This window comes from Lentzea nigeriaca, assembly GCF_016907955.1.
Taxonomy (GTDB): domain Bacteria; phylum Actinomycetota; class Actinomycetes; order Mycobacteriales; family Pseudonocardiaceae; genus Lentzea; species Lentzea nigeriaca.
Genome location: NZ_JAFBCX010000012.1, coordinates 89,680 through 110,380 on the forward strand (window position 1 = coordinate 89,680; position 20,701 = coordinate 110,380).

Consider the following 20,701-nt stretch of genomic DNA (forward strand, 5'->3'; position numbering starts at 1 on the left):
CAGTGAGGGTGATGCGGGCAGGCAGCCGCGCTTCGATCATGAAGATCGCGCTCTCCTGGCTGCCAACTGCACGGTTGGCGGCAGTCGGGGTGATCAGCAAACGTTTGCGTCGGCATTTCTCTACCGCCATCTCGGCAGCGACGTGCAGCACAACCAAGCCGCGACGCTCTACTAGTCAATCCGCCAACCCACGAGCGTGTGCCCCGACGGCCCGGACATGACGCGGTCGTTCATCACCACCGCTGTACGTGCCTGCTGAGAGCTGATCTGCCCAGAGCAGAGAAAGCAGCGAACCGCCGAGGCGCAACGGCATCGTCGGAGGCATGACGAACAACGAGAAGCTCTTCAGCCCTGGGCTGCGGGAACGGTTCTTCAGTCAGCGGGTGCTGATTCTCGACGGCCCGCTCGACGACGACAACGGGACGGTGCTGGCGACACAGCTGCTGTCGCTCGCGAGTGAGGATCCGCGGCAGGACATCGCGCTGTGGATCAACTCGCCGGGCGGTTCGGTGCCCTCGATGCTCGCGATCCGGGACGTGATGCGGCTGGTGCCGTGCGACGTCGCGACGCTGGCGCTCGGTCTGGCGTGCAGCGCGGGGCAGTTCCTGCTCTCCGCAGGCACCAAGGGGAAGCGGTTCGCGTTGCCGCACGCGCGGATCCTGATGCACCAGGGCAGTGCGGGCATCGCCGGTTCGGCGGTCGAGGTCGAGGTGCAGGCGGACGACCTGCGCTACACCAGGGACACCGTGCTCGGGCTGATCGCGGAGGACACCGGGCAGCCGTTCGACCGGATCTTCACGGATTCGTTGCACGACAGGTGGTTCACCACCGCGCAGGCGCGCGAGTACGGCTTCATCGACCACATCGTCAGCGACCTCGCGCAGGTCGTTCCTGTTCGCACGCACAAGCTGGGTCTGCACTCGGGAGCCGTCGCATGAGCAGCTACACGATTCCCAACGTGATCACGCGGGACGCGCGCGGCGAGCGGATCATGGACGTCTACTCGCACCTGCTGAGCTCGCGGATCGTCTACCTCGGCACCGCCATCGACTCCGGGGTCGCCAACGCGTTGATCGCGCAGTTGCTGCACCTCGAGTCCGACAACCCGGACCTGGAGATCAACCTCTACATCAACTGCGAGGGCGGCGACCCGTCGGCGATGCTCGCGCTCTACGACACCATGCGCTACATCAAGGCGCCGGTCGCGACGACGTGCGTGGGCCAGGCGGTGGCGGCCGGTGCGGTGCTGCTCGCGGCGGGCGCGGCGGGGCGCAGGGCCGTGTTGCCGCACAGCAGGGTCGTGCTGCACCAGCCCGCGGCGCAAGGGCGTGGCACGATCCCCGACCTGATCCTCGCGGCGGACGAGGTGGTCAGGGTGCGCACGCAGCTGGAGGAGATCCTGTCCCGCCACACCGGCCGGAGCGTGGCCGAACTGCGCCACGACACCGACCGGGACCGCGTGTTCGACGCGGCGGGCACCGTCGAGTACGGCCTCGCGGACCAGGTGCTCGAACAGCGTTAGGCGACAGCCATGAGCACGGGGCCGGACGGACGTCCGATCGGCCGCGACGTCTGGAAGTGTTGCACCTGCTGGTGGAAGTGGCGGACCTGGCCGGCGATCCCGATCAGCAGATCGGCCAGGTCGATGCCCAGCGCACCGGTGACCGCGGCGATCATCTCGCTCGACGGCTCCTTGCGGCCGCGCTCGATCTCGGACAGGTACTGCACCGAGATGCCGGCCCGCTCGGCCACGTCGACCAGGCGGTCGCCGCGCTCCTCTCTGGCCTCGCGCAGCTTCCGGCCCAGAGCCTCGCGCCACAACGGCTCGGGAGTGCGGTTGAAGTCCAGGATCTCCGCCATGACGTCATGGTGACAGCAGCCGGGCGGCCCGGGGCAGCCGTTCTGCTGTGGGCGGAACCACGAACTGTGTGCGAGATGTGCACGGTGCGTGTGGTGGCGCTCGGCAGGGTGTTCCACGACCTCCGGGTCATTCGCATTTGTCAGTTGAAAGGAACACCCGTGTCCCAGCAGACCTACCAGCCGCCCGTGCCGCCGCACAACCCCGTGCAGCAGCAGCCCCGCAACGGCTTGGGCATCACCGGGTTCGTGCTCGGCTTGACAGGTCTGGTGTTGTCGCCGATCCCGTTCGTCGGGATGATTGCCTGGCCGTTGGTCATCCTCGGCCTGGTCTTCTCCATCGTCGGTGTCGTCCGCGTGAAGAAGGGCAAGGCCACCAACAAGTGGCTTTCGATCATCGGCATCATCGCCTCCGTGGTGGGCCTCGCCGTCTGCATCGTGTGGGTCGCCGTGATCGGCTCCGCGGTCAACGAGGTCAACGACGAGGTCAACAAGGTCGCCAAGGTGAAGTACGAGGTGACCGGTGACGCCAAGAACGTCGACGTGAGCTACGGCGAGACGCTCAACCCCAAGGAAGAGACCGTGGCGACCCTGCCGTGGTCGAAGGAGACCGAGAACAAGGGCTTTTACAAGGGCGGCATGCTCACCGTGACCGCGGGCGAGGACGGTGGCACGGTGACGTGCAAGATCACCGTCGACGGCCAGGTCGTGTCGACGAAGACGGACAAGGGTCCGTTCGCGTCGGTCGTCTGCACCGGAGTCTGACGCTCAGTCCTCAGTGGACAGCGCGAGCAGCGCGTCCAGCTTGACGTTCGTGACGAGGTCCGGCCGGTCAGTCAACCGGTCGGCCTCGGCGCGTGCGTCGGCACCGGACGAACCGGTTGCGTCGAGCGCGTCGGCGAGGAGGTGCAACGTGATGGCCTGTTCCGAGTCGACGGCCAGGTCCCGGAAGATCTCGAGGCTGTCCCGCAACGCGGAAACCGCTTCCCTGGTGCCGATCCGGGCGGCGGCGAGGCCACGGGCGGTCGCTGCCATCAGCGGTCGTTCGTCGATCTCGCGGGCGAGCCGGCCGCTCTCCTCGAAGCACCGCACGGCGCCGTCGCGGTGCCCGAGCCTGGCCTCGACCAGACCGAGGTCGTACAACGTGTTGGCCAGCGCGGAACGTTCGCCGAGAGCACGGAACAGCGTCACCGCGTCCGTTCCGGCGGTGCGGGCACCGGGCAGTTCACCGGTCAGCAGCCGGACCCAGGCCACCTCGCTCAGAGCGAGCGCGATCTGCCGGTCCTCGTTCAGCTCCCGTGCCAGCGCGAGCGAACGCTCGCTGTGCGCCAGCGCTTCCGGCAACCGGCCGAGCCTGCCCAGCGTGATCGAGGCCGACCGGCAGGCCGCGGCTTCGCCGAAGCCGTCACCTTCGGCGTGGAACAGCTCGATCGCGCGCTCGGCGTCGGGCAGTGACCGTTCGGCTTCCCCGGTCAGCGCGAGGAAGTGGGCGTAGTTGCTCAACGCGCAGGCCAGCGCGTGCAGGTCACCCAGTCGTTCGAACTCCTTGCAGCACCGCTCGAACCGGACGGCGACCTGGTCGTGGTGGCCGCGATGCGCGTCGATCAGGGTGAGCACGAACTCGGCCCTGGCCGCGGTGCGCTCGTCGGAGTCCCGCAGAACTTCGTGCAGCGTGCGCATTTCCGCCCACTCGCTCCTGCTCCACAGCTTCACGTCGAGGCGTTCGGTGAGCAGCGCGGCCTCGTGGTGCCACCCGCGGGCGCAGGCCATCCGCACGAGGTGGATCAGGTTCGACTGCTCGGCGGTGAACCACGCGACCGGGTCGTCGATCAGGTCGTGCACCGGAACCGCCGGTGCGGCGACGACGTCGGTCAACCTGGACAGGGTGAACGTCCGCGGCATCCGCCTGGCGGCCGCGTCGGCGAACGACAGCGCGGCGTCGACCACGCGGCGGCACGCGCGCAGCCGGTCGGCCTCGGTGTCCTCGGTCTCGGCGCGTTCGGTGCCGAAGACCCGCAGCAGGTCGTGCATGCGGTAGCGGGGCTCCCCGGTCGCGTCGGAGCCGGCAGGGTCGAGCAGGCTGGCTTCCACGAGCTCCTCGAGCACGCCGTCCGCGTCCGTCGTGTCCAGCAGGACCGCGACGACCCAGCCGGGCACGCTGTGCGGGCCGAGCAGGCTCAGCCGACGGAACGCCTTGCGCCCCAACGGGGTCAGCGCGTCGTAGCTGACCGCCAGGCTGGCCCGGACCTGCAGGTCGCTGATCGCGAGCTCGTCCAGCCGATGCCGCTCGTCGCTCAGCCGCCTGGCCAGGTACCGCAGGCTGAGCTGCGGCCTGGTGGCGAGCCGGGTGGCCGCGATCCGCAACGCCAGGGGCAGGTTGCCGCACATCGCCGCCGCCCGGCTCGCCGCGGCCGGTTCCGCACCGACGCGCGCGGGCCCGGCCACCTGTTCCAGGAAGTGCCGCGCTTCGTCGTCGGTGAACGGCAGCACCGGGAACCGCTGCACGCCGGCCAGACCGCTCAACCTGGCCCGGCTGCTCACCAGGACCGCGCAGCCGGGCGTGCCGGGCAGCAGCGGCCGCACCTGATGCGGGCTCGCGGCGTCGTCGAGCACGAGGAGCACCCGGCGGTCGGCCAGCCTGGCGCGGAACAGCGCGGCGCGTTCCTCCGGGTCGTCCGGGATCGACGACCCGGACGCCCCGGTGGCGCGCAGCAGCCCGGCGAGCGCGTCGTGTGCCTGCTTCGGCTCGCGCGTGGCACCGGAGAGCCGGGTGAACAACTGACCGTCGGGGAACTCGGCGCGCAGCTGATGGGCGACGCGCATGGCCAGTGCGGTCTTCCCCACGCCCGGCTTGCCGGTCAGCACGACGACGGGGACGGTGGAAGTCTTGGCGCGCAAGGCGTTCGTGAGTTCGGCGAGCAGCGCTGCCCGGCCGGAGAAGTCGGCGACGTCCGGCGGCAGCTGGCAGATCGGGAACCCGGTGCGTGCCACCGTCGAGGGGCGCGGCGGTTCACCGCGCAGGATCTTCTCGTGCAACTGCCGCAGTTCGGGGCCCGGCTCGACACCGAGCGCGTCGACCAGGGTGGCGCGCGCGGTCCGGTAGACCGCGAGCGCGTCGGCCTGCCTGCCCGCGTCGCACAGCGCGGTCATCAGCTGGCCGCACAACCGTTCCCTGGTCGGATGTTCGGCGACCGCCGCCTGCAGCTCGCCGACCAGCTCACCGCCTCGCCCGATCGCGAGCTCGGCGGCGAAGCATTCCTCGACGAGGTTCAGCCTGGTCGCCTCCAGCTCGGTGATCTCCGGTTCCAGCCCCGGAACGCTGAGGTCGGGCAGCGGCCGGTCCCGCCACTGCGCCAGCGCGGTGCGGAAGTGCTCGGCCGCCGCGGCCGGATCACCGCTGCGGCCGGCTCGCCTGCCCGCCTCCGCTTCGTCCCGGAACCGCAGCAGGTCCAGCGAGTCCGGGGGCAGGCGCAGGCAGAACTGGCCGTCGAAGTGATCTATTCGCACGCCGTCGAGCCGGTCGCGCAGCCGGGAGATGTAAGTGTGCAGATTGGACAGATGCGATTTCGGCGGTGCGCCGTCCCACATCGTGTCGATCAGGCGGCTGACCGAGATCGGGTTGCCGGCGTGGAAGAGCAGCACGGCGAGCAGGCTGCGTTGCCTGGCACCGCCGACCGTGATGGGCACACCGTCGCTGGTGGTCACGGTCAACGGGCCGAGCACTCCGAATTTCACCGCCGAGACCTTAGAGCAGGTCCTGGTGCCTGGTAACCATTTCTATGGTGTTCCAGAGATTAATTCACTTGATCCGAAGATTCACACCAGCGACTCCACCTTCTTCCGGCGCAGCCGAACCACGATCGCCACGGCCAGCAGCACGACGAGCACGCTGTAGGCGACCGCCGCGAACGGGCTCGTCACCAACGCGCCGAGCGAGCCCTCGCTGATCTGCAGTGTGCGCCGGATCTGTTCCTCCGCCATCGGCCCGAGAATCAGCCCGACGACGAGCGGCGCGACCGGATAACCGTGCCGCCGCATGAAGAACCCGGCCACACCGATCACCAGCAGCACGATCAGGTCGTCGACGACGAAGTTCACCGCGTAGGTGCCCAGCGCCGCGAACAGCAGGATGCCCGCGTAGAGGTACGGCCGCGGGATCTGCAGCACCTTCACCCACATCTTCACCAGCGGCAGGTTCAGCACGAGCAGCATCACGTTGCCGATGTAGAGCGACGCGATCAGCGCCCACACCATCGCCGAGTTGTTGGTGAACAGCAACGGTCCCGGCTGGATGCCGTAGCTCTGGAACGCCGCCACGATCACCGCGGCGGTCGCCGACGTCGGCAGGCCCAGCGTCAGCAACGGCACCAGAACGCCTGCCGCGGCGGCGTTGTTGGCCGCCTCCGGACCCGCCACGCCCTCGATGGCCCCGTGCCCGAACTCGTCCGGCCGCTTCGACAGCCTCTTCTCGGCCGCGTAGGACAGGAACGTCGACACGTCCGCGCCACCGGCCGGCACGGTGCCGATCGGGAACCCGATCAACGTGCCGCGCAGCCACGGTTTCCAGGAACGCGCCCAGAACGAACGGGTCATCCACTTCCCGCCGACCGGGATCACCTCGATCGGCCCGTGCCGCAGCCGTGACGCCACGTACAGCGCCTCGCCGACCGCGAACACGCCCACTGCCACCACGACCACGTCGATGCCGTCGGCCAGCGTCGACACACCGAGCGTGAACCGCTGCTGTCCCGACAGGGTGTCCGTGCCGATCAGGCCGATGAAGAGCCCGAGACCCAACGACGCCAGGCCGCGCACGGGCGACGATCCGAGCAGTGCCGCCACGGTCGTGAACGCGACCACCATCAGTGCCACGTAGTCGGCAGGACCCAGCGCCACGGCGATGTCGGCGATCGTCGGCGCCAGCAGCGTCAGCAGCACGGTGGCGATCGTGCCAGCCACGAACGACCCGATCGCCGCCGTCGCGAGTGCTGCCGCGCCACGTCCGGCGCGCGCCATCTTGTTGCCTTCCAACGCTGTCACGATCGACGCCGACTCACCCGGCGTGTTCAGCAGGATCGACGTCGTCGACCCGCCGTACATTCCGCCGTAGTAGATGCCCGCGAAGATGATCAACGCCGCGGTCGGGTCGAGCGAGTACGTCAACGGCAGCAACAACGCCACCGTCATCGCGGGACCGATGCCCGGCAGCACGCCGACGGCCGTGCCGAGCGTGACGCCCAGCAGCGCGTACAGCAGGTAAGCGGGCTGCGCGGCGGTGGCGAAACCCTCCAGCAGAGCGGTGATGCTATCCATCGAGGAACGGCACCCCTTCGAAGATCCCGGCGGGCAGCGACAGGCCCAGACCCCACGCGAACACCACCTGCACGACCAGTGCCAGCACCACCGCGACCGGCAGCGCGCGCCACCACACCGCGCCGAGCGTCCACGCCGCCCCGAAGAACAGCACGGCCGCCGCGACCGGCCAGCCGACCAGGCCCATCAGCACCAGATGAGCCACGAGCACGGCCACCAGCTTGCCCACGGTGACCCAGTCGGTGCGGACGCCCGCGTCGACGTCCTCGCCCTCCTCCGCCTGGCCGAGCTTGCCGCGGGCGGTGGCGACGATCGCCGCCACTCCCGTCGCGAGGAGCAGAGCCCCTACCGCGTAAGGAAAAGCGCGCGGCCCGACCGCGTTGTCCGCACGTGCGGCGATCGTGGTCGCGTCGACGAGGGTGAAAACACCGATCGCCGCGACCAGACCGCCGAACGCGTACTCCTCGACCTTCTCGGCAATCACTTCACGAGCCCGATGTTCTGCAGCGCCGGGCGGATGCGGCCGATCTCCTTGTTGAGGAACGTGGAGAACTCGCTGCCACTCAGGAACGTGTCGGTCCAGCCCTTCTTCGTGAGCTCGGCCTTCCACTGCTCGCTCGCGTGCATGTCGGTCACGAGCTTGGTCAGCCGGTTCTTGGCCTCCGGCGAGATTCCGCCCGGTGCCACGACACCGCGCCAGTTCGTGAGCTCGACGCCGAGGTTCTGCTCCTTGAACGTCGGCACCTTCAGCGTCTGGTCCTGGGCGGGCCCGGACGTGCCGAGCGCGCGCAGCTTGCCCGCCTTGATCTGCTCGCGGTACTCGCCGATGCCGGAGATGCCCGCGTCGACCTTCTTGCCCAGCAACGCGGCCAGCGACTCGCCACCGCCCGAGTAGGGCACGTAGTTCAGCTTGGCCGGGTCGATGTCCTTCGCCTTGAGCAACATCCCGGCGAGGATGTGGTCGGTGCCGCCGGCCGAACCGCCGGTGATCGACACGCCCTTGCCCTTCTCCTGAACGGCGGCCAGGAGTTCTTCCGTCGTCTTGTACGGCGAGTCCGCGGGTACCACGAGTACCTCGTCCTCGGCCGTCAGCCGGGCGATCGGCGTCGTCTCCTCGAGCCGCGCCTTCGACGAGTTCGTCTCGACCGCGCCGACCATGACCAAGCCCGTGATCATCAGGTACGAGTCGGACTTCTCGTTGGACAGCTTCTGCAGACCGACCGTGCCACCCGCGCCGCCGACGTTGCTGACCTGCACGGATCCGGCGAGCTTCGACCCGGTCACCGCCGCCTGCATGGCACGCGCCGTCTGGTCCCAGCCGCCGCCGGGGTCGGCCGGCGCCATGATCTCCAGCTTGCCGATGGTGTCACCACCGCCGGAGCTCTTCGCCGCCTGACCGCATCCCGCGAGCACCAGTCCGACCGCGGCGACCACTGCCGCGCGTCTCCAGCCTGCACTCATCGAGCCCACTCCTCAGCTTCGTTGCCGGTGTTGGGCGGGAACGGTAGGTAGCGCTGGAGTGAGAAGCCGAGCATCGGTCGTAAAAGACGTATTGGTCGTTTTGTTCGTGACCTGTTTCACAGGGATTGAGCAAGAATGCACTCCATGTTTCGCCGGTCCGTCTCGCTGGGCGTGTCGCTGCTGGTGTTGCAGGTGGTCATCGTGCTGATGACGACCTGTGCCGCCGGGCTGTTCGCGGCCAAGTTGCAGAGTGATCGGATCCGCGAGGCGTACAAGGACCGGATGCTGTCGGTGGCGGAGAGCGTGGCCCAGCTGCCCACCGTCGTGCAGGCCTTCGACGCGCCGGACCCGGCCGCGACCATCCAGCCGTTGGCGGAACTGATTCGCAAGGCGTCACAGGTGACGTACGTCGTCGTCACCGACCGCAACGGCGTCCGGTACGCGCACCCGGATCCCAGTCGCATCGGCGAGCGCGTCTCGACCGACCCGAGCACCGCGTTGTCCGGCGAGGTGTTCGTCGGTACCGAGACCGGCACGCTCGGCACGTCGTTGCGGGCGAAGGTCCCGGTGCGCGCCACCGACGGACGGATCATCGGCATGGCCTCGGTCGGGATCCTGGAGAGCCAGTTGTCCGACGACCTGGCGGAGGACCTGCCGGAGCTGATCGGCTGGCTGGCCGCCGCCGCGCTGGTCGGCGTGCTCGGTGCGGCCCTGGTCACGCAACTGGTGCGGCGCCGCACGTTCCGGCTCGAACCGGCGGAGATCGCGCAGCTGCTGGAAACCAGGGACGCGATGCTGCACGGCATCCGCGAAGGCGTTGTCGCCGTTGACGATCGGGAGAAGCTGGCGCTGGTCAACGACGAGGCGATGCGCCTGCTGGGGTTGACGGAGGATCCGAGCGGACAACCGGCGGCCGAGGTCCTCGACGACGGGCTGCTTGACCTGGCGCGCGGCGACGACGACGTCGCGGACCGGCTCGTCCTTGCGGGAGAACGGGTTCTGGTCGCGAACAGGATGACCGCGAAGACGCACGGCCGGGCCGTCGGCGTCGTGCTGACGTTGCGCGACCGCACCGAACTGCACGACGCGTTGCGCGAACTGGACGGCCAGCGCACCGTCACCGAGGTGTTGCGCGCGCAGGCTCACGAGTTCTCCAACCACCTGCACGTCATCGGCGGGTTGCTGGAACTGGATCGGCCCGCAGACGCCGTCGCCTACATCGAACGCGTCGGTGGAGCCGGCTCGATCACCGCGGACATCATCGACGGCGCGAACGCGGATCCGGCGCTGGCGGCGTTGCTGCTCGCCAAGTCCTCGACCGCACACGAACGCGGCGTCGAGCTGCGCCTGGATCCGGAGAGCTCGGTGGACATCCGGGCGGGGGACGACGCGCTGACCGTGCTCGGCAACCTGGTGGACAACGCGGTGGACGCCGTGGAGACCGGAGGCATCGTGCGCGTGCTGGTCCGTTCGTCGGATCGAGGTGTGCGGATGGTCGTGGACGACGACGGGCCGGGAGTGGCCGAGTCGCAACGCGGCCGGATCTTCGACTTGGGCGTCAGCTCCAAGGACGCCGACCGGGGGATTGGTCTCGCATTGGTGTCGAGGGTGGTCACCCGGCGCAGCGGCCGCGTGGCGATCACCGACTCGGAGCTCGGCGGTGCGTCCTTCGACGTGTGGCTGCCGGAAACGGGGAACCGATGAGCGTGCGGACCCTGGTCGTCGACGACGACTTCGCCGTGGCGGCGATCCACCGCGGCTTCCTCGAAGCGATGCCCGAGTTCGAGGTCGTGGGCGAGGCGCACCGCGGCGGCGAGGCGTTGCGGGCGGTGGAGGAGTTGCGGCCCGATCTGGTGCTGCTCGACATCCACCTCCCGGACATGTCGGGGCTCGAGGTGCTCGCCCGGTTGCGCGCTCGCAGCGGCCCGCCGGTCGACGTCATCGCGGTCACGGCCGCGCGGGAACGGGAAACCGTGCGGCAGGCCATGTCCAGGGGAGTGGACAACTACCTCGTGAAGCCGTTCACGCGCACGGCGTTCGTCGACCGGATGCGCGAGTACCTCGCCCAGCGCATCGAGGTGGAGCGGCTCGGGCAGGTGCTGGACCAGGACGAGGTCGACCAGATGCTGCACAACCGCCCGCGCACGCCGTCGATGCCCAAGGGTTTGTCGGCCGTGACGCTGCGCCTCGTCACGGATGCGTTGCGAGACAGCGAGAACGACCTCTCGGCACAGGAGGTCGGCGAACGGGCCGGGTTGTCGCGCGTGAGTGCGCGCCGCTATCTGGAGCACCTCGTGACGATCGGGAAAGCCGAGGTGCAGCCGAGGTACGGCATGGCGAACCGGCCCGCGCACGGTTACCGGCTGACCTGAGCGTCCCAGTCGATGCGGTAGTTCTGGTCCCTCGTGAACGCCCGCTGTCCCACGGTCTTCATCACCAACGGCATCAGCAGCCGGGTGATCGGGCCGATGCCGCGCTTGTTGCTGTTGGTGCGGGCCGCGCGAGCCGCGATGGCGGCCACACGTGGTCGACGCAGGCGTTCGTAGGTGGCGAAAGCCGTTGGGATGTCCCGGATGTCGCGCAGGCACCGGGCGAGCTGCACGGCGGACTCCGCAGCCAGCGAGGCGCCCTGGCCGGAGCTGGCGCTGGGCGCGTGGGCCGAGTCGCCGACGAGCACCATGCGGTCGCGGTGCCAGCGCGGGACGCTCGGCATGATCTCCAGCGGAAGGCCGCCGATCACCGTTTCGCTGTGCGCCAGCAGTTGTTTCGCCGGCATGTCGTCCCCGTACGCCTCGCGCAGCCGCGCCATCCAGGTGCTGCTCGGAACGGCGGCGATCTCGGCCGTCGTCATCGGTTCCGGGACCGCGAGGTTGTTGAACCACGCGATGGTGCCGTCCGGTTGGGCCCAGTAGCCGAGGAACGAGCTGCCGAAGACGAAGTACATCGTCTCGGGATCGCAGCGCACGCCGCTGTTCAGGGCGTACGAACCGAACCCCAGCAGGCCGACGTACTCGGGACCGGGAGCGGCCGGGTCGATGATCGTGCGGACCGTCGAGCGGATGCCGTCGGCACCGACCAGCAGATCGCCCGATTCGGTGCTGCCGTCGGAAAACGTCGCGACGACACCGTCTTCGTGGGTCTGCACGTCCACCAGGCGCTTGCCGTGCTCGACCTTGATCTGTTGTGCCGTCGCGAGATCACGCAGGCGGCGGTACAGATCGGGCCGCCACACCACCCGGCTCGGCTCACCCTCGATGCTGCCCAGCACGCGGCCTCTGTTGTCCGCCATGACCATGCGACGGACGGGCTCGCCGAAATCGGAGTCCAGCCCGACGATCCGCAACGCCGCCAAGCCGTTCGGCGCCACGCTGAGGATCCCGCCGACGCCGTCCGCGGTGCCGTCGTACGCCTCGAACACGACCGAGTCGATGCCCGCCTTGCGCAGGGCGAGTGCCGTGACCGGCCCAGCGATCCCGCCCCCGATGATCAACGCCTTCACTGCTACCTCCCGAAGATCTCCTGCCACCTGTGCTGGTAGTCGGCTTTCGCCAGTTCCCCCGTGAGCTTCTCGACCAGCCGGAGTTCGGTCTCCAGCAACGAGATTCGGTACTCCTCCTCGACGAGGAAGATCCACTCGACCCCGTCGCCGGTCGCCTTGCCCACCATCGCGCGCGTGTTCTCGATGTCCTTCGTCAGTGCGGCGGAGCGGGCGCGGAGCAACTCCACGGCCTCCGCCGGATCCAGCACCGAGATCAACGACAGCGCCACACCGAACTGCGGGTACTCGTGCACCGGGTCGCGAACGAGCTCGCGCATCCAGTCGTACAGCTCGGCGCGGCCTTCGTCGGTCAGCGCGTAGATCGTGCGTTCGGGCCGCTGGGTGTCCTTGACGGTCTCCTGCTCGGCCACGAACCCGGCCTTCCGCAGCTGCTCGACGACCATGTAGAGCGAGCCGCGGTTGAACTTGATGTTGCGGTCCTTGCCCGTCTCCTTGAGCTGTTTGCCCAGTTCGTACGGGTGCTGCGGACCCATCACGAGATGGGCCAGCACGGCCAGGGCCAGCGGGTTCGACACCTTGCGGCGCAACTCGACCTCCTTGGTTGAAGTCAACTATCCAACTCTGACTAGTCGATGTCAACTATAAGTCTGATTGGTCTATACCTCGTATCGGCCGGGACGTGTCCCGGTTCGGTGCTTGATGCCAAGGCCACCTCTCTGCATGAGGTTCGTCATGAAGAGATTCTCCGGAAAGATCCTCTCCCTGCTGGCGGCCCTCGTGACCATCGCCGGTCTCGTCGTGGTCGCGCTCGTCAACCCGGCATCGTCTACGACACCACCGGTCGTGATCTGCGCGGATCTGACCACTCCCCTGGGTGATCGGGTACTTCACCAGCTGCTCGGTGCTGCTCCCGACCCTGCTCACCTACCTGATCGGCCCGTCTCGTTCACGACCTACCAGCGCCAGTGCGACTCCCCGGCGTTGCAGATCGCCATCGCCGAGGCCACCGCCTGGATCGACACCTCCGGGCTGCACTACCGGACGCGAGCCCAGCACCGGCTCCGCGTCGCCCACGCCGTGCAGCAGTGCGGTGAGGCACGCGATGGTCAACCCGCCGTGGAACATGGAGGCGTGCGGCCGCGCGTTGTTGGGCGTGGAACCCCACATCACGCTGTTGGTGTGACGTCTCGTGCTGACCGACCAACCTGTTCGGCCAACTCGGGTATCCGCTCGTGGCATGATCGGCTGCATGAGAACTGGGGGCAGGATTCTCGTGGTGCTGGCCGCGCTCGCCGTCCTGGCCGGGTGCGGATCGCGCCTGGACTTGCGGCCGTTGCCGGATCCGGCCGTCGCACAGCCGATTTCGCTGGCCACACCGACGTCGGGCGAACCGTCGTGCGCCACGGGGGTGCGGTTCACCGCGGGCTACACCGACGCGGCGATGGGCTTGCGCGTCATGTCGGTCGAGATGCTCAACTGCGGCACGCAACCGGTCGAGCTCAACGGCTACCCGCAGGTCAAGCTGCTCGACGAGCACTGGCAGCCGCTGGCCGTCGAGATCATCGACGGCTCGGGTGGCATCGCCGTCGTCGAGGGGTTCGACGACGCGCCACAACGGATCGTGGTGCAGCCGGGGGAGACGGCGAAGAGCGCGTTCATGTGGAGGAACACCTACACGTCGGTCGACCCGCCGCAGGTCGGTAGCCACGTCGACATCGCGGCCGCGCCCGGCGGCACCGTCCAGTCGTTGTCGCCGGCCTCGCCGCAGAAGGACATCCACATCGACCTCGGCAGCACCGGGCGGATGGGCGTCAAGGCCTGGCACCGGTGATGGTGGAGCTGTGGCGCGCGACCCCCGAGGATGCTCCGGCGATCTGCCGCCACACCAAGCCGGTGTGATCGTGTCCGCCGTGTTAATTCCTCCGGCGGTACGGCTTTCCCGTGTTCTCATGACGCCATGTCGACCACCGCGCTCCTGAGCTTCACCCTCGTCGCGCTGCTCACCGTCATCACGCCGGGCCTGGAAACCCTGCTGGTGCTGCGGACGGCCCTGCTGGTGGGCCGTCGTGCCGCGATGGGCGTCGTCCTCGGCAGCACGCTGGGCTGCCTCGTGTGGGCGACCGCGGGCCTGGTCGGCCTGACCGCGCTTCTGCAGGCGTCCGAACTGGCCTACAACATCGTCCGCTGGCTCGGCGCCGCCTACCTGATCTACCTGGGCGTGAAGGCGTTGTGGAACTCGCGGCGCCCGGCCGAGCTCGACGAACCCGCCCCGGTGCCGTCCGTGCGCGCGGCCGTCCGGGTCGGACTCCTCACGAACCTGCTCAACCCCAAGCCGGGCGTCTTCTACATCTCGTTGCTCCCGCAGTTCCTCCCGGTGGGACAGCCGGCGTGGGGCGGGGTCCTCGTGGCGATCCACCTGGGCATCGGCCTGCTGTGGTTCCCGATCCTGATCACCGCCGCCGGTCGCGCCCGCGCTTTCCTGCTGCGCCAGCGAAACGTGCTCGACCGCATCTCCGCGTCCGCCCTGATCGCGTTCGGCGTGAAGACGGCGGCGGACGCCCGCTGACCGGTCAGGAGCCGGTCGCCGAGCGGTGCCAGGCGGCGAGCGACATCCGGTTCGGCAGCCCCAGCTTCACGCGGATGTTGACCACGTGCCGGTCCGCCGTGCGCGGCGAGATGAACAGCCGCGCCCCGATCTGCTTCGACGTGAGACCCTCCGCGACCAGACCGGCGATCGTGAACTCCTGCCTGGTCAGCCCGCCGGGCAACGCGGGCTTGGCCGGTCGTCGCTCGGAGTCCGGCACCGGTTCGAGCGCGAACTCCATCGCCTGCTCGTAGCGCAGGTCCGCGCCCAGCGTTGTGATCACCGGGTAGTCGTCGCCGAGAGCGCGGCGGACGGTGCGGTCCGTGCGTTCCAGGATCTTGTGGAACGGGCTCAGGTTCGCGAACGAGATCCGCGAGACGCGTTCCTGCGAGCGCAGCGCGCCGAGCAGCCGGGCCGCGCGGTCGTACGCCCCCAGCTCGGCGCACGCGCAGGCGAGCAGCCACAGGCTGAACGCGGGACTCCACCTGTCGCCGAGCGTCAGCTGGAGCCGCAACGACTCCACCGCCAGCGGATGCACCTGGGCCGGGTCGCCGTGCAGCAGCTCGTAGAGGGCCTGGTGCCACAGTCCCCAGGCGTGCGACCAGTCGCTCTGAGCCAGCCTGATCAGACCGGTCGTGGCCTTCTCCGCGGCTTCGGCATCCAGCAGGAAACACGACGCCATGGCATGCATCAGCTCGGTGATGTACGCGTCGCCCGGTGACGCGTACTGGCGGCACAACTCGACGACGTGCGCGTACAACGGCACGCAGTCCGGTGAGCCCTCGACGAAGAACAGATGCGTGGCCTCGACGATCATCAGGTGTATGTCGGTCAACGTGCGCCTGGGCAACGCACGGGCCTCGTTCATCAACGGAATCGCCGCGGTCATGTCGCCCTGAACCTGCTCCAGGTACGCGCAGTGGGCCAGCAGCGAGGTGCGCAACGGCGGCTCAGTGATCACCTCACGCGCCATCGCGAGCAGGTCGCGCGCCTGACCGAGCATGCCCGTGAACGTCGTGAAACGGGTGCGCTGCACGTTCATCGCCATGACAGCGCCGATCTCGGCCAGGCCGGGAGTCTTCAGCGCGTACCCGATCGCCGCGCGGACGTTCGGCCACTCCTCGCGCAGCCGTCCCATCCACAGCGCCTCGTCCGGCGAGAACCACGAGCGCGTCGCCTCGTCCACGAACGCGCTGTAGTGCAACGCGTGCCGCCGCAACGGTTCGTCAGCGTCCGTGAGTAGACGTGCGCCGAACTGCGCCACGGTGTTCAGCAACCGATAGCGGGTGGTGCTCGTCGTCGCCACCACGATCGACTTGCGGACCAACGCGGACAACGGTTCCCGCACGTCCCCGCCCGCCACCGCCTCGGCCGCGGCCACGTCGAACTCCGCCGGGAACACCGACAGCGCCGCCCACAGCCGCCGTTCGTCGTCCGTACAGTGGCGCGCCGACCACTCGAGCGCCTGCTCCAAGGTCACGTCGCCCGCGAACTGCGCGCGCAAGTCGGCCGGCCACGCGGCCACCAGTTCGATCGTGAGCGGCAGTCCGTCCAGCGCCGGGGCGTTCTCCGCCGACGCCCGTTCCAGGAACAACTCCACGGCGTCGTCGGCCATCGGCGGCACCCGCAGCACGTGCTCCCCGTAGACACCGAGAGGCTCGCGCGAGGTCGTGAGGATCGTCAGCCCCTCGCAGTCGCGCAACAGGTGGTGCACGAGATGCCGCACCGGCTCCAGCAGGTGCTCGCAGCCGTCGAGGACGAGCATCATGTGTTTGTCGTACAACGACTCCACGAGCCGGCCGAGACCCGCGTCCGCCGAGTTGTCGACGATCCGCAGCTCGGCCGCGACCGTGCGCGCCAGCAACGCAGGATCGCCGAGTTCTCCGAGCGGCACCATCCAGACCCCGTGCTGGAACGCCGCCGCTCGTGCCACGGCACGCCCGATCTCCACGGCGACGCGCGTCTTGCCCACGCCACCGACACCGGCCAGCGTGACCAGCCGGGCTCTGCCGAGGAGTGCCTCGGTTTCGGCGAGCACCGCCCGGCGGCCGATGAACGTCGTGGTCTGGGCAGGCAGATTGCCCCGCACGGTCATCGGCGCATCTTCGCTCAGTGGCGCACCGCCGCGACGGCGAGGATCACCTCACCACCCTTTCGGACTAGCCGGTTCGGCCATGCGTGGTCACGCGACCACGGGTGCGGATGATCATCTTGGTCGCGAGGCGAAGTCCCTGGCGTGCGTTGAGGTGCGGGAGGTAGGCGCGGCTGATGGCGTTCGCGATGCGGGGCAACGCCGCGGAGTCCGGGTACGCCATGAACATCGGACGGTAGGACGGCTGGAACTTCGCCTTGAACGCGAACAGCGAGCGGAACCCGTACACCGGCTCGAGCACCTGCCCGGTGAAGTCGAGGACGCGCTGCAGCGCCCTGGGTCGCTCACCGCGGTCCAGGCGGGCCAGTGGCGCGCCGGACAGGCTCAGGAACCGGGCGCCCTCGGTCTGAAGTTGTTGTGCGGCAGAGGCGATCAGGAACTCCATCGAGCCGCGGAAGCCGTGCGTGCGGCGGCGCATGAAGTCGAGGGTCCACCCGACGACCTCACCGTCGGCGTACACGGGCAGCCAGCTCGTGATGCCGTGCACCGTGCGGTCACCATCGACCGCGAGCAGGCAGCGAACACCGTCGCCGGTCAGCTCCTCCAGCCCGCCCAGCGTGAAGCCCATCTCCGGCAGACCCTTGTCGGCCACCCACTCCGCCGAGATCGACCGGATCTGGTCGGTGATCGCGAACGGCGCGTCGGCATAGGTGCACCACTCGGCGGTGATGCCGGCCTTCGCGGCCTTGTTCAGCGCCGTGCGGACGTCCTGCCACTTCTTGCCGGTGAAGCTCAGCTCGTCCAGTTCGATCACGGTGTCCTCGGCGACCTGCACCGCCTGCCACCCGAGACCCTCCACCGCCTCCCTCGTCTCCGTTCCCACGCTGTACAGGCACGGCGTCCAGCCGTTCTCCTGGCAGAACTCGGCGAACCCGCGCACGGCCTCGACCCGCGCCGGACCGATCGGGTCGCCGATCGTCAGCGCGATCGTCGCCACGACCCGGTACGCGATGGCCGTCTCGCCGTCGGGCGTGAACCAGTACTGGTTGCCACGCCACGTCGTCATGTACGACAACGACGAACCGCCGTAGCGCCGCATCAGCTCACGGGCGTGCTCCGCCTCCTTCTCGCCCGAAGACGGCCACGCCTGCCACGACGCCATCAGCAGACCGGCCAACGCGATCAGCCAGAACACCACGCCGGTGTACTCGTACAGCAGCGAGCCGACGAAGCCCTCCGCGTAGTACTGCAGCGGCACCAGGTCGAGGTACCCCGGCGGCAGGAACCGCGTCGGCAGGTCCGCGAGCAGCTCGACGAAACCCGGCTGCGGTGTGAACTCGTCGCGGACCAGGTACCCGCCGAACACGTACAGCGCCGACAGCAACGCGACGCTGCCCAGCGTGAACCGCCAGAACTTCCTGACGGCGTGCCGAGGCAGACGCACGGCGAAGTGCTTGCGCGTCATCAGCAGCACGAGGGTGATCGCGAGCGGCGCCAGCATCGTGATGCCGAAGGAGAACGTCATCTCCAGGGCACCGGCGTCCGGAATCCGCGCCGTGTCGACGACGTACCACCCGATGAACGCGGCGTACGCCACGTTGCACACGAGCGCCGACCACCACGCGAACCGCCGGCCGCGCCGCAGCCCTTCCGCCAGCACGAGCAGCAGCAACGCCGGCAGCAGTGACATCACGAGCGCGGGGAACCGGCCGTACGACAGCTGGATCAGCATCGTCCGGCACAGCTCGACCGCGTCCGAGGCACACACCTCGTCGACGTAGTCCTGCGACGGCTGGGTGACCGCCACGACGTCGGTGAACCACGCCAGCGGACCGTTGGGGTACGGCGACATCATCGCCACCACCGGCCCGAGCGCCGACGCCGCGAGCAGCAGCGCCACCAGCACCCGCGTCTCGTGGAACGAGCTCGGCTTGTGCACCGTCTTGCTCTTCAGGAACAAAGCCCCGATCAACAGCCCGGCCACGCCACCGGACAGCCGGAGCACATCTTCCAGCCAACCCGAGTACAGGGTAAGCACCAGCACCGACAAGATCGTCAGCAGGCGGACCCGGCGCCTCCACAGCGGCGGCATCCGGAACGTCAGCGCGAGCACCAGTCCCACCCCGCCGATCGACGGCCCGGCCGCGACACCGCCCACCAGCGAGTCGAGCCACGACCAGTGCACGTCCCGGCCGAGCAGCACGACCCCGAGCCCGAGGAACGAGCCGATCACGTGCGAGGAAAGGAAGATCGCCGTCGTGCGCAGCCCACCTAACGAACGCTCGGCCAACGGGCCGAAGACCAGTAACAGAACCGTGGTCCCCACATAGCCCAGCAGATCCATCGACCACAGCGCCGAGCTGAACACGGTCCACAACGGACTGTCGGTGCCGAACCCAACCTGCGCGAGCAGCTGGTTGTCATTGCCGGTGATACCGCCGGTCAGCGCACCGACGGTCCAGAACACGATCAGGAAGACGCACGTCAGGGGTGCCGTGCGGAACAGCCGGCTGATCATCTGACCAGCCCTGTTCGTCCAGCGAGCCACGGCAGCGACCCGAAGAAGCCCTCTCGAGCCATGTTCCAGTCGTGTCCGTTCGGCAGTTCTTTCCACAGCGCGTCCATTCCGGCTTTGCGACAGGCCTCGAACACCTCCGCGTCCGCCTTGCGGTACGTGGCGTCGTCGCGGCCCGCGACGATGATGCCCGCGGTCTGCGGGAAACGCTGGCGCGCGAGCAGGTCCATCGGGTTGACCCGGAGGAACGCCGCCTCGTCGCCGCCGAACGCCGCCTTCACCGTCTCCTGCCGCGTACCGAGCGTGGGCTCGCGCTGAGGAGCGAGGGCGACGAAGTTTCCGTACACGTCCTGCGCGCGCACGGCCAGCTGCACCGCGCACGTGCCGCCTTGAGAGAAGCCCGCGATGGTCCACGCCTCGCGGCGCTCGTCGACGGTCAGCCGTTGCTTGATCCACGCCGGCACGTCACGAGCCAGGTACGTCTCCGACTGGCCCAGCTTCGAGTCCAGGCACAGCGGGTTCGCGGTCGGCGCGCCGAGCTGGTCGGCCACCACGACGATGGGGGCGAGCCCGTCGTGCTGACGCGCGAACGCGTCCAGGTTGTCGGTGATCCGGCCGCCGTCGAACCAGTCGCGCGGGTGGCCGGGCTGACCCGCGAGCAGCACGACGACCGGCAGCTTCGGGCGCGGCGTCGTGGCGTACGCGGGCGGGAGGTAGATCCACGCCGGCCGTGCCGGGAAGGCGCCGGGGATTCCAGCCTCGGTGACGGTGCCCTTGTCCGGCAGGTCGTCAGGCCTCTTCCAGACGTCGGCGAGCTTCCTGCTCGCGGGCACGTCGACCACGGTGGCAGGGGGAGGAGCGGCCTCGTTGAGATCGACCCGGTTGTTCCGGAAGACGTCCAGCACCGAGCGCATGTTGGGGTACTGGCCGAAGTGCGCGTTCGTCGCGACCATCGCGCTCGTGGCGACGCCCACCGCCAGCAACACGTTGAGCACGCGGACGTACCATCGCCCCGTGCGCAGCCGCACGGCCGCCAGCGACAGCGCGGTCAACGCGGCGCCCGCCCAGATCGTCAGGATCATCGGCAACGGCTCCGGCCAGGGCTTCCACACGTGGTCGACCACGTAGGTCAGCCCGGACACGGCCACCGCGCACGCCAGCAGCACGATCGGAAGCACCCTGGTCCACCAGGTCCGGTTTTTCCTGATCGCGAGGTAGGTCAGAGCTGCGGCGGCAGCGACCGTCGCGGCGACAGGGATCGGCCCGTTTACCAGCGACAGATCGAGAGGGCTGAGCACCCCTCTATTTCATCAGCAGATCTTCAGGTTTCACATCGGAGGTTGGTCTTGGTTCAGAGCTGTGAACATCAGCCTTAAGAAT

18 protein-coding genes are annotated in these 20,701 nt (G+C 68.9%); 7 read left to right on the top strand and 11 right to left on the bottom strand.

Annotation, left to right across the window (positions count from 1 at the left end):
* Positions 1–323: 323 nt before the first annotated feature.
* Together JOD27_RS33025 and JOD27_RS33030 are read left to right on the top strand one after the other, a co-directional pair.
* Complete coding sequence (locus JOD27_RS33025) at positions 324–938, top strand: ClpP family protease (RefSeq protein ID WP_204766228.1); 615 nt, start codon at positions 324–326, stop codon at positions 936–938.
* Positions 935–1,522 carry a ClpP family protease gene (locus JOD27_RS33030; RefSeq protein ID WP_204766229.1) on the top strand — a complete coding sequence of 196 codons (588 nt, stop codon included), beginning with the start codon at positions 935–937 and terminating at the stop codon, positions 1,520–1,522. Before JOD27_RS33025 ends, JOD27_RS33030 begins: the two co-directional genes overlap by 4 nt.
* Here the strand turns inward: JOD27_RS33030 and JOD27_RS33035 are convergent.
* The gene (locus JOD27_RS33035) at positions 1,519–1,860 is read right to left on the bottom strand and encodes a helix-turn-helix domain-containing protein (RefSeq protein WP_204766230.1); all 342 of its coding nucleotides are present in this window, start codon (positions 1,858–1,860) and stop codon (positions 1,519–1,521) included. The genes JOD27_RS33030 and JOD27_RS33035 overlap by 4 nt on opposite strands.
* A gap of 159 nt (positions 1,861–2,019) precedes the next feature.
* On the opposite strand from JOD27_RS33035, the gene JOD27_RS33040 reads away from it, so the two are divergent.
* Positions 2,020–2,622 (top strand): MmpS family transport accessory protein, encoded by a 603-nt coding sequence (locus tag JOD27_RS33040; protein WP_307830469.1) that lies wholly within the window; start codon positions 2,020–2,022, stop codon positions 2,620–2,622.
* Between the two features lie 3 nt (positions 2,623–2,625).
* Here JOD27_RS33040 and JOD27_RS33045 read toward each other — a convergent pair whose 3' ends face one another.
* The 4 genes from JOD27_RS33045 to JOD27_RS33060 all read right to left on the bottom strand — a co-directional run bounded on the left by JOD27_RS33045 (position 2,626) and on the right by JOD27_RS33060 (position 8,631).
* Positions 2,626–5,592: an AfsR/SARP family transcriptional regulator gene (locus JOD27_RS33045; protein ID WP_204766232.1), complete on the bottom strand. Its 2,967-nt coding sequence runs from the start codon at positions 5,590–5,592 to the stop codon at positions 2,626–2,628.
* Positions 5,593–5,673: 81 nt separating this feature from the next.
* Positions 5,674–7,170, bottom strand: a complete 1,497-nt coding sequence (locus JOD27_RS33050) for a tripartite tricarboxylate transporter permease (RefSeq protein WP_204766233.1) — start codon at positions 7,168–7,170, stop codon at positions 5,674–5,676.
* Complete coding sequence (locus JOD27_RS33055; protein WP_204766234.1) at positions 7,163–7,654, bottom strand: tripartite tricarboxylate transporter TctB family protein; 492 nt, start codon at positions 7,652–7,654, stop codon at positions 7,163–7,165. Before JOD27_RS33055 ends, JOD27_RS33050 begins: the two co-directional genes overlap by 8 nt.
* The gene (locus JOD27_RS33060; protein ID WP_204766235.1) at positions 7,651–8,631 is read right to left on the bottom strand and encodes a Bug family tripartite tricarboxylate transporter substrate binding protein; all 981 of its coding nucleotides are present in this window, start codon (positions 8,629–8,631) and stop codon (positions 7,651–7,653) included. Before JOD27_RS33060 ends, JOD27_RS33055 begins: the two co-directional genes overlap by 4 nt.
* A gap of 144 nt (positions 8,632–8,775) precedes the next feature.
* Between JOD27_RS33060 and JOD27_RS33065 the strand changes: the two genes are divergently transcribed.
* Positions 8,776–10,335, top strand: a complete 1,560-nt coding sequence (locus tag JOD27_RS33065; RefSeq protein WP_239570003.1) for an ATP-binding protein — start codon at positions 8,776–8,778, stop codon at positions 10,333–10,335.
* Positions 10,332–11,003 carry a response regulator gene (locus JOD27_RS33070; protein WP_204766237.1) on the top strand — a complete coding sequence of 224 codons (672 nt, stop codon included), beginning with the start codon at positions 10,332–10,334 and terminating at the stop codon, positions 11,001–11,003. The genes JOD27_RS33065 and JOD27_RS33070 overlap by 4 nt, the downstream gene beginning before the upstream one ends.
* On the opposite strand, the gene JOD27_RS33075 is transcribed toward JOD27_RS33070, so the two are convergent.
* The 3 genes from JOD27_RS33075 to JOD27_RS33085 all read right to left on the bottom strand — a co-directional run bounded on the left by JOD27_RS33075 (position 10,988) and on the right by JOD27_RS33085 (position 13,297).
* Positions 10,988–12,130: an FAD-dependent oxidoreductase gene (locus JOD27_RS33075; RefSeq protein WP_307830470.1), complete on the bottom strand. Its 1,143-nt coding sequence runs from the start codon at positions 12,128–12,130 to the stop codon at positions 10,988–10,990. The two genes, JOD27_RS33070 and JOD27_RS33075, sit on opposite strands and share 16 nt — an antisense overlap.
* Before the next feature lie 2 nt (positions 12,131–12,132).
* Positions 12,133–12,741, bottom strand: coding sequence for a PadR family transcriptional regulator (locus tag JOD27_RS33080; protein WP_239570005.1), 609 nt, complete (start codon positions 12,739–12,741; stop codon positions 12,133–12,135).
* 313 nt (positions 12,742–13,054) lie between these two features.
* A complete protein-coding gene (locus tag JOD27_RS33085; RefSeq protein WP_204766239.1) occupies positions 13,055–13,297 on the bottom strand; it encodes a hypothetical protein in 243 nt (80 codons plus the stop codon).
* Between the two features lie 82 nt (positions 13,298–13,379).
* Here JOD27_RS33085 and JOD27_RS33090 point away from each other — a divergent pair, with 82 nt between their 5' ends.
* The gene (locus tag JOD27_RS33090; RefSeq protein ID WP_204766240.1) at positions 13,380–13,961 is read left to right on the top strand and encodes a DUF4232 domain-containing protein; all 582 of its coding nucleotides are present in this window, start codon (positions 13,380–13,382) and stop codon (positions 13,959–13,961) included.
* 126 nt (positions 13,962–14,087) lie between these two features.
* Positions 14,088–14,696 carry a LysE family translocator gene (locus tag JOD27_RS33095; protein ID WP_204766241.1) on the top strand — a complete coding sequence of 203 codons (609 nt, stop codon included), beginning with the start codon at positions 14,088–14,090 and terminating at the stop codon, positions 14,694–14,696.
* A gap of 4 nt (positions 14,697–14,700) precedes the next feature.
* Here the strand turns inward: JOD27_RS33095 and JOD27_RS33100 are convergent, their stop codons facing one another.
* The 3 genes from JOD27_RS33100 to JOD27_RS33110 form a co-directional block, all read right to left on the bottom strand.
* Positions 14,701–16,809: an ATP-binding protein gene (locus JOD27_RS33100; RefSeq protein WP_204766242.1), complete on the bottom strand. Its 2,109-nt coding sequence runs from the start codon at positions 16,807–16,809 to the stop codon at positions 14,701–14,703.
* A gap of 64 nt (positions 16,810–16,873) precedes the next feature.
* Entirely contained in the window at positions 16,874–19,324 is a 2,451-nt protein-coding gene (locus JOD27_RS33105; RefSeq protein WP_204766243.1) for a rhomboid family intramembrane serine protease, read from the bottom strand.
* Entirely contained in the window at positions 19,321–20,619 is a 1,299-nt protein-coding gene (locus tag JOD27_RS33110) for an alpha/beta hydrolase (RefSeq protein WP_204766244.1), read from the bottom strand. Before JOD27_RS33110 ends, JOD27_RS33105 begins: the two co-directional genes overlap by 4 nt.
* Positions 20,620–20,701 lie beyond the last annotated feature (82 nt).

Excerpts from the sequence above, each read along its gene's own strand:
- JOD27_RS33100 (WP_204766242.1), bottom strand. The coding sequence starts at position 16,809 with ATGACCGTGCGGGGCAATCTGCCTGCCCAGACCACGACGTTCATCGGC.
- JOD27_RS33025 (WP_204766228.1), top strand. The coding sequence starts at position 324 with ATGACGAACAACGAGAAGCTCTTCAGCCCTGGGCTGCGGGAACGGTTC.
- JOD27_RS33030 (WP_204766229.1), top strand. The coding sequence starts at position 935 with ATGAGCAGCTACACGATTCCCAACGTGATCACGCGGGACGCGCGCGGC.
- JOD27_RS33050 (WP_204766233.1), bottom strand. The coding sequence starts at position 7,170 with ATGGATAGCATCACCGCTCTGCTGGAGGGTTTCGCCACCGCCGCGCAG.
- JOD27_RS33095 (WP_204766241.1), top strand. The coding sequence starts at position 14,088 with ATGTCGACCACCGCGCTCCTGAGCTTCACCCTCGTCGCGCTGCTCACC.
- JOD27_RS33065 (WP_239570003.1), top strand. The coding sequence starts at position 8,776 with ATGTTTCGCCGGTCCGTCTCGCTGGGCGTGTCGCTGCTGGTGTTGCAG.
- JOD27_RS33060 (WP_204766235.1), bottom strand. The coding sequence starts at position 8,631 with ATGAGTGCAGGCTGGAGACGCGCGGCAGTGGTCGCCGCGGTCGGACTG.
- JOD27_RS33090 (WP_204766240.1), top strand. The coding sequence starts at position 13,380 with ATGAGAACTGGGGGCAGGATTCTCGTGGTGCTGGCCGCGCTCGCCGTC.
- JOD27_RS33105 (WP_204766243.1), bottom strand. The coding sequence starts at position 19,324 with ATGATCAGCCGGCTGTTCCGCACGGCACCCCTGACGTGCGTCTTCCTG.
- JOD27_RS33070 (WP_204766237.1), top strand. The coding sequence starts at position 10,332 with ATGAGCGTGCGGACCCTGGTCGTCGACGACGACTTCGCCGTGGCGGCG.
- JOD27_RS33035 (WP_204766230.1), bottom strand. The coding sequence starts at position 1,860 with ATGGCGGAGATCCTGGACTTCAACCGCACTCCCGAGCCGTTGTGGCGC.
- JOD27_RS33085 (WP_204766239.1), bottom strand. The coding sequence starts at position 13,297 with ATGTGGGGTTCCACGCCCAACAACGCGCGGCCGCACGCCTCCATGTTC.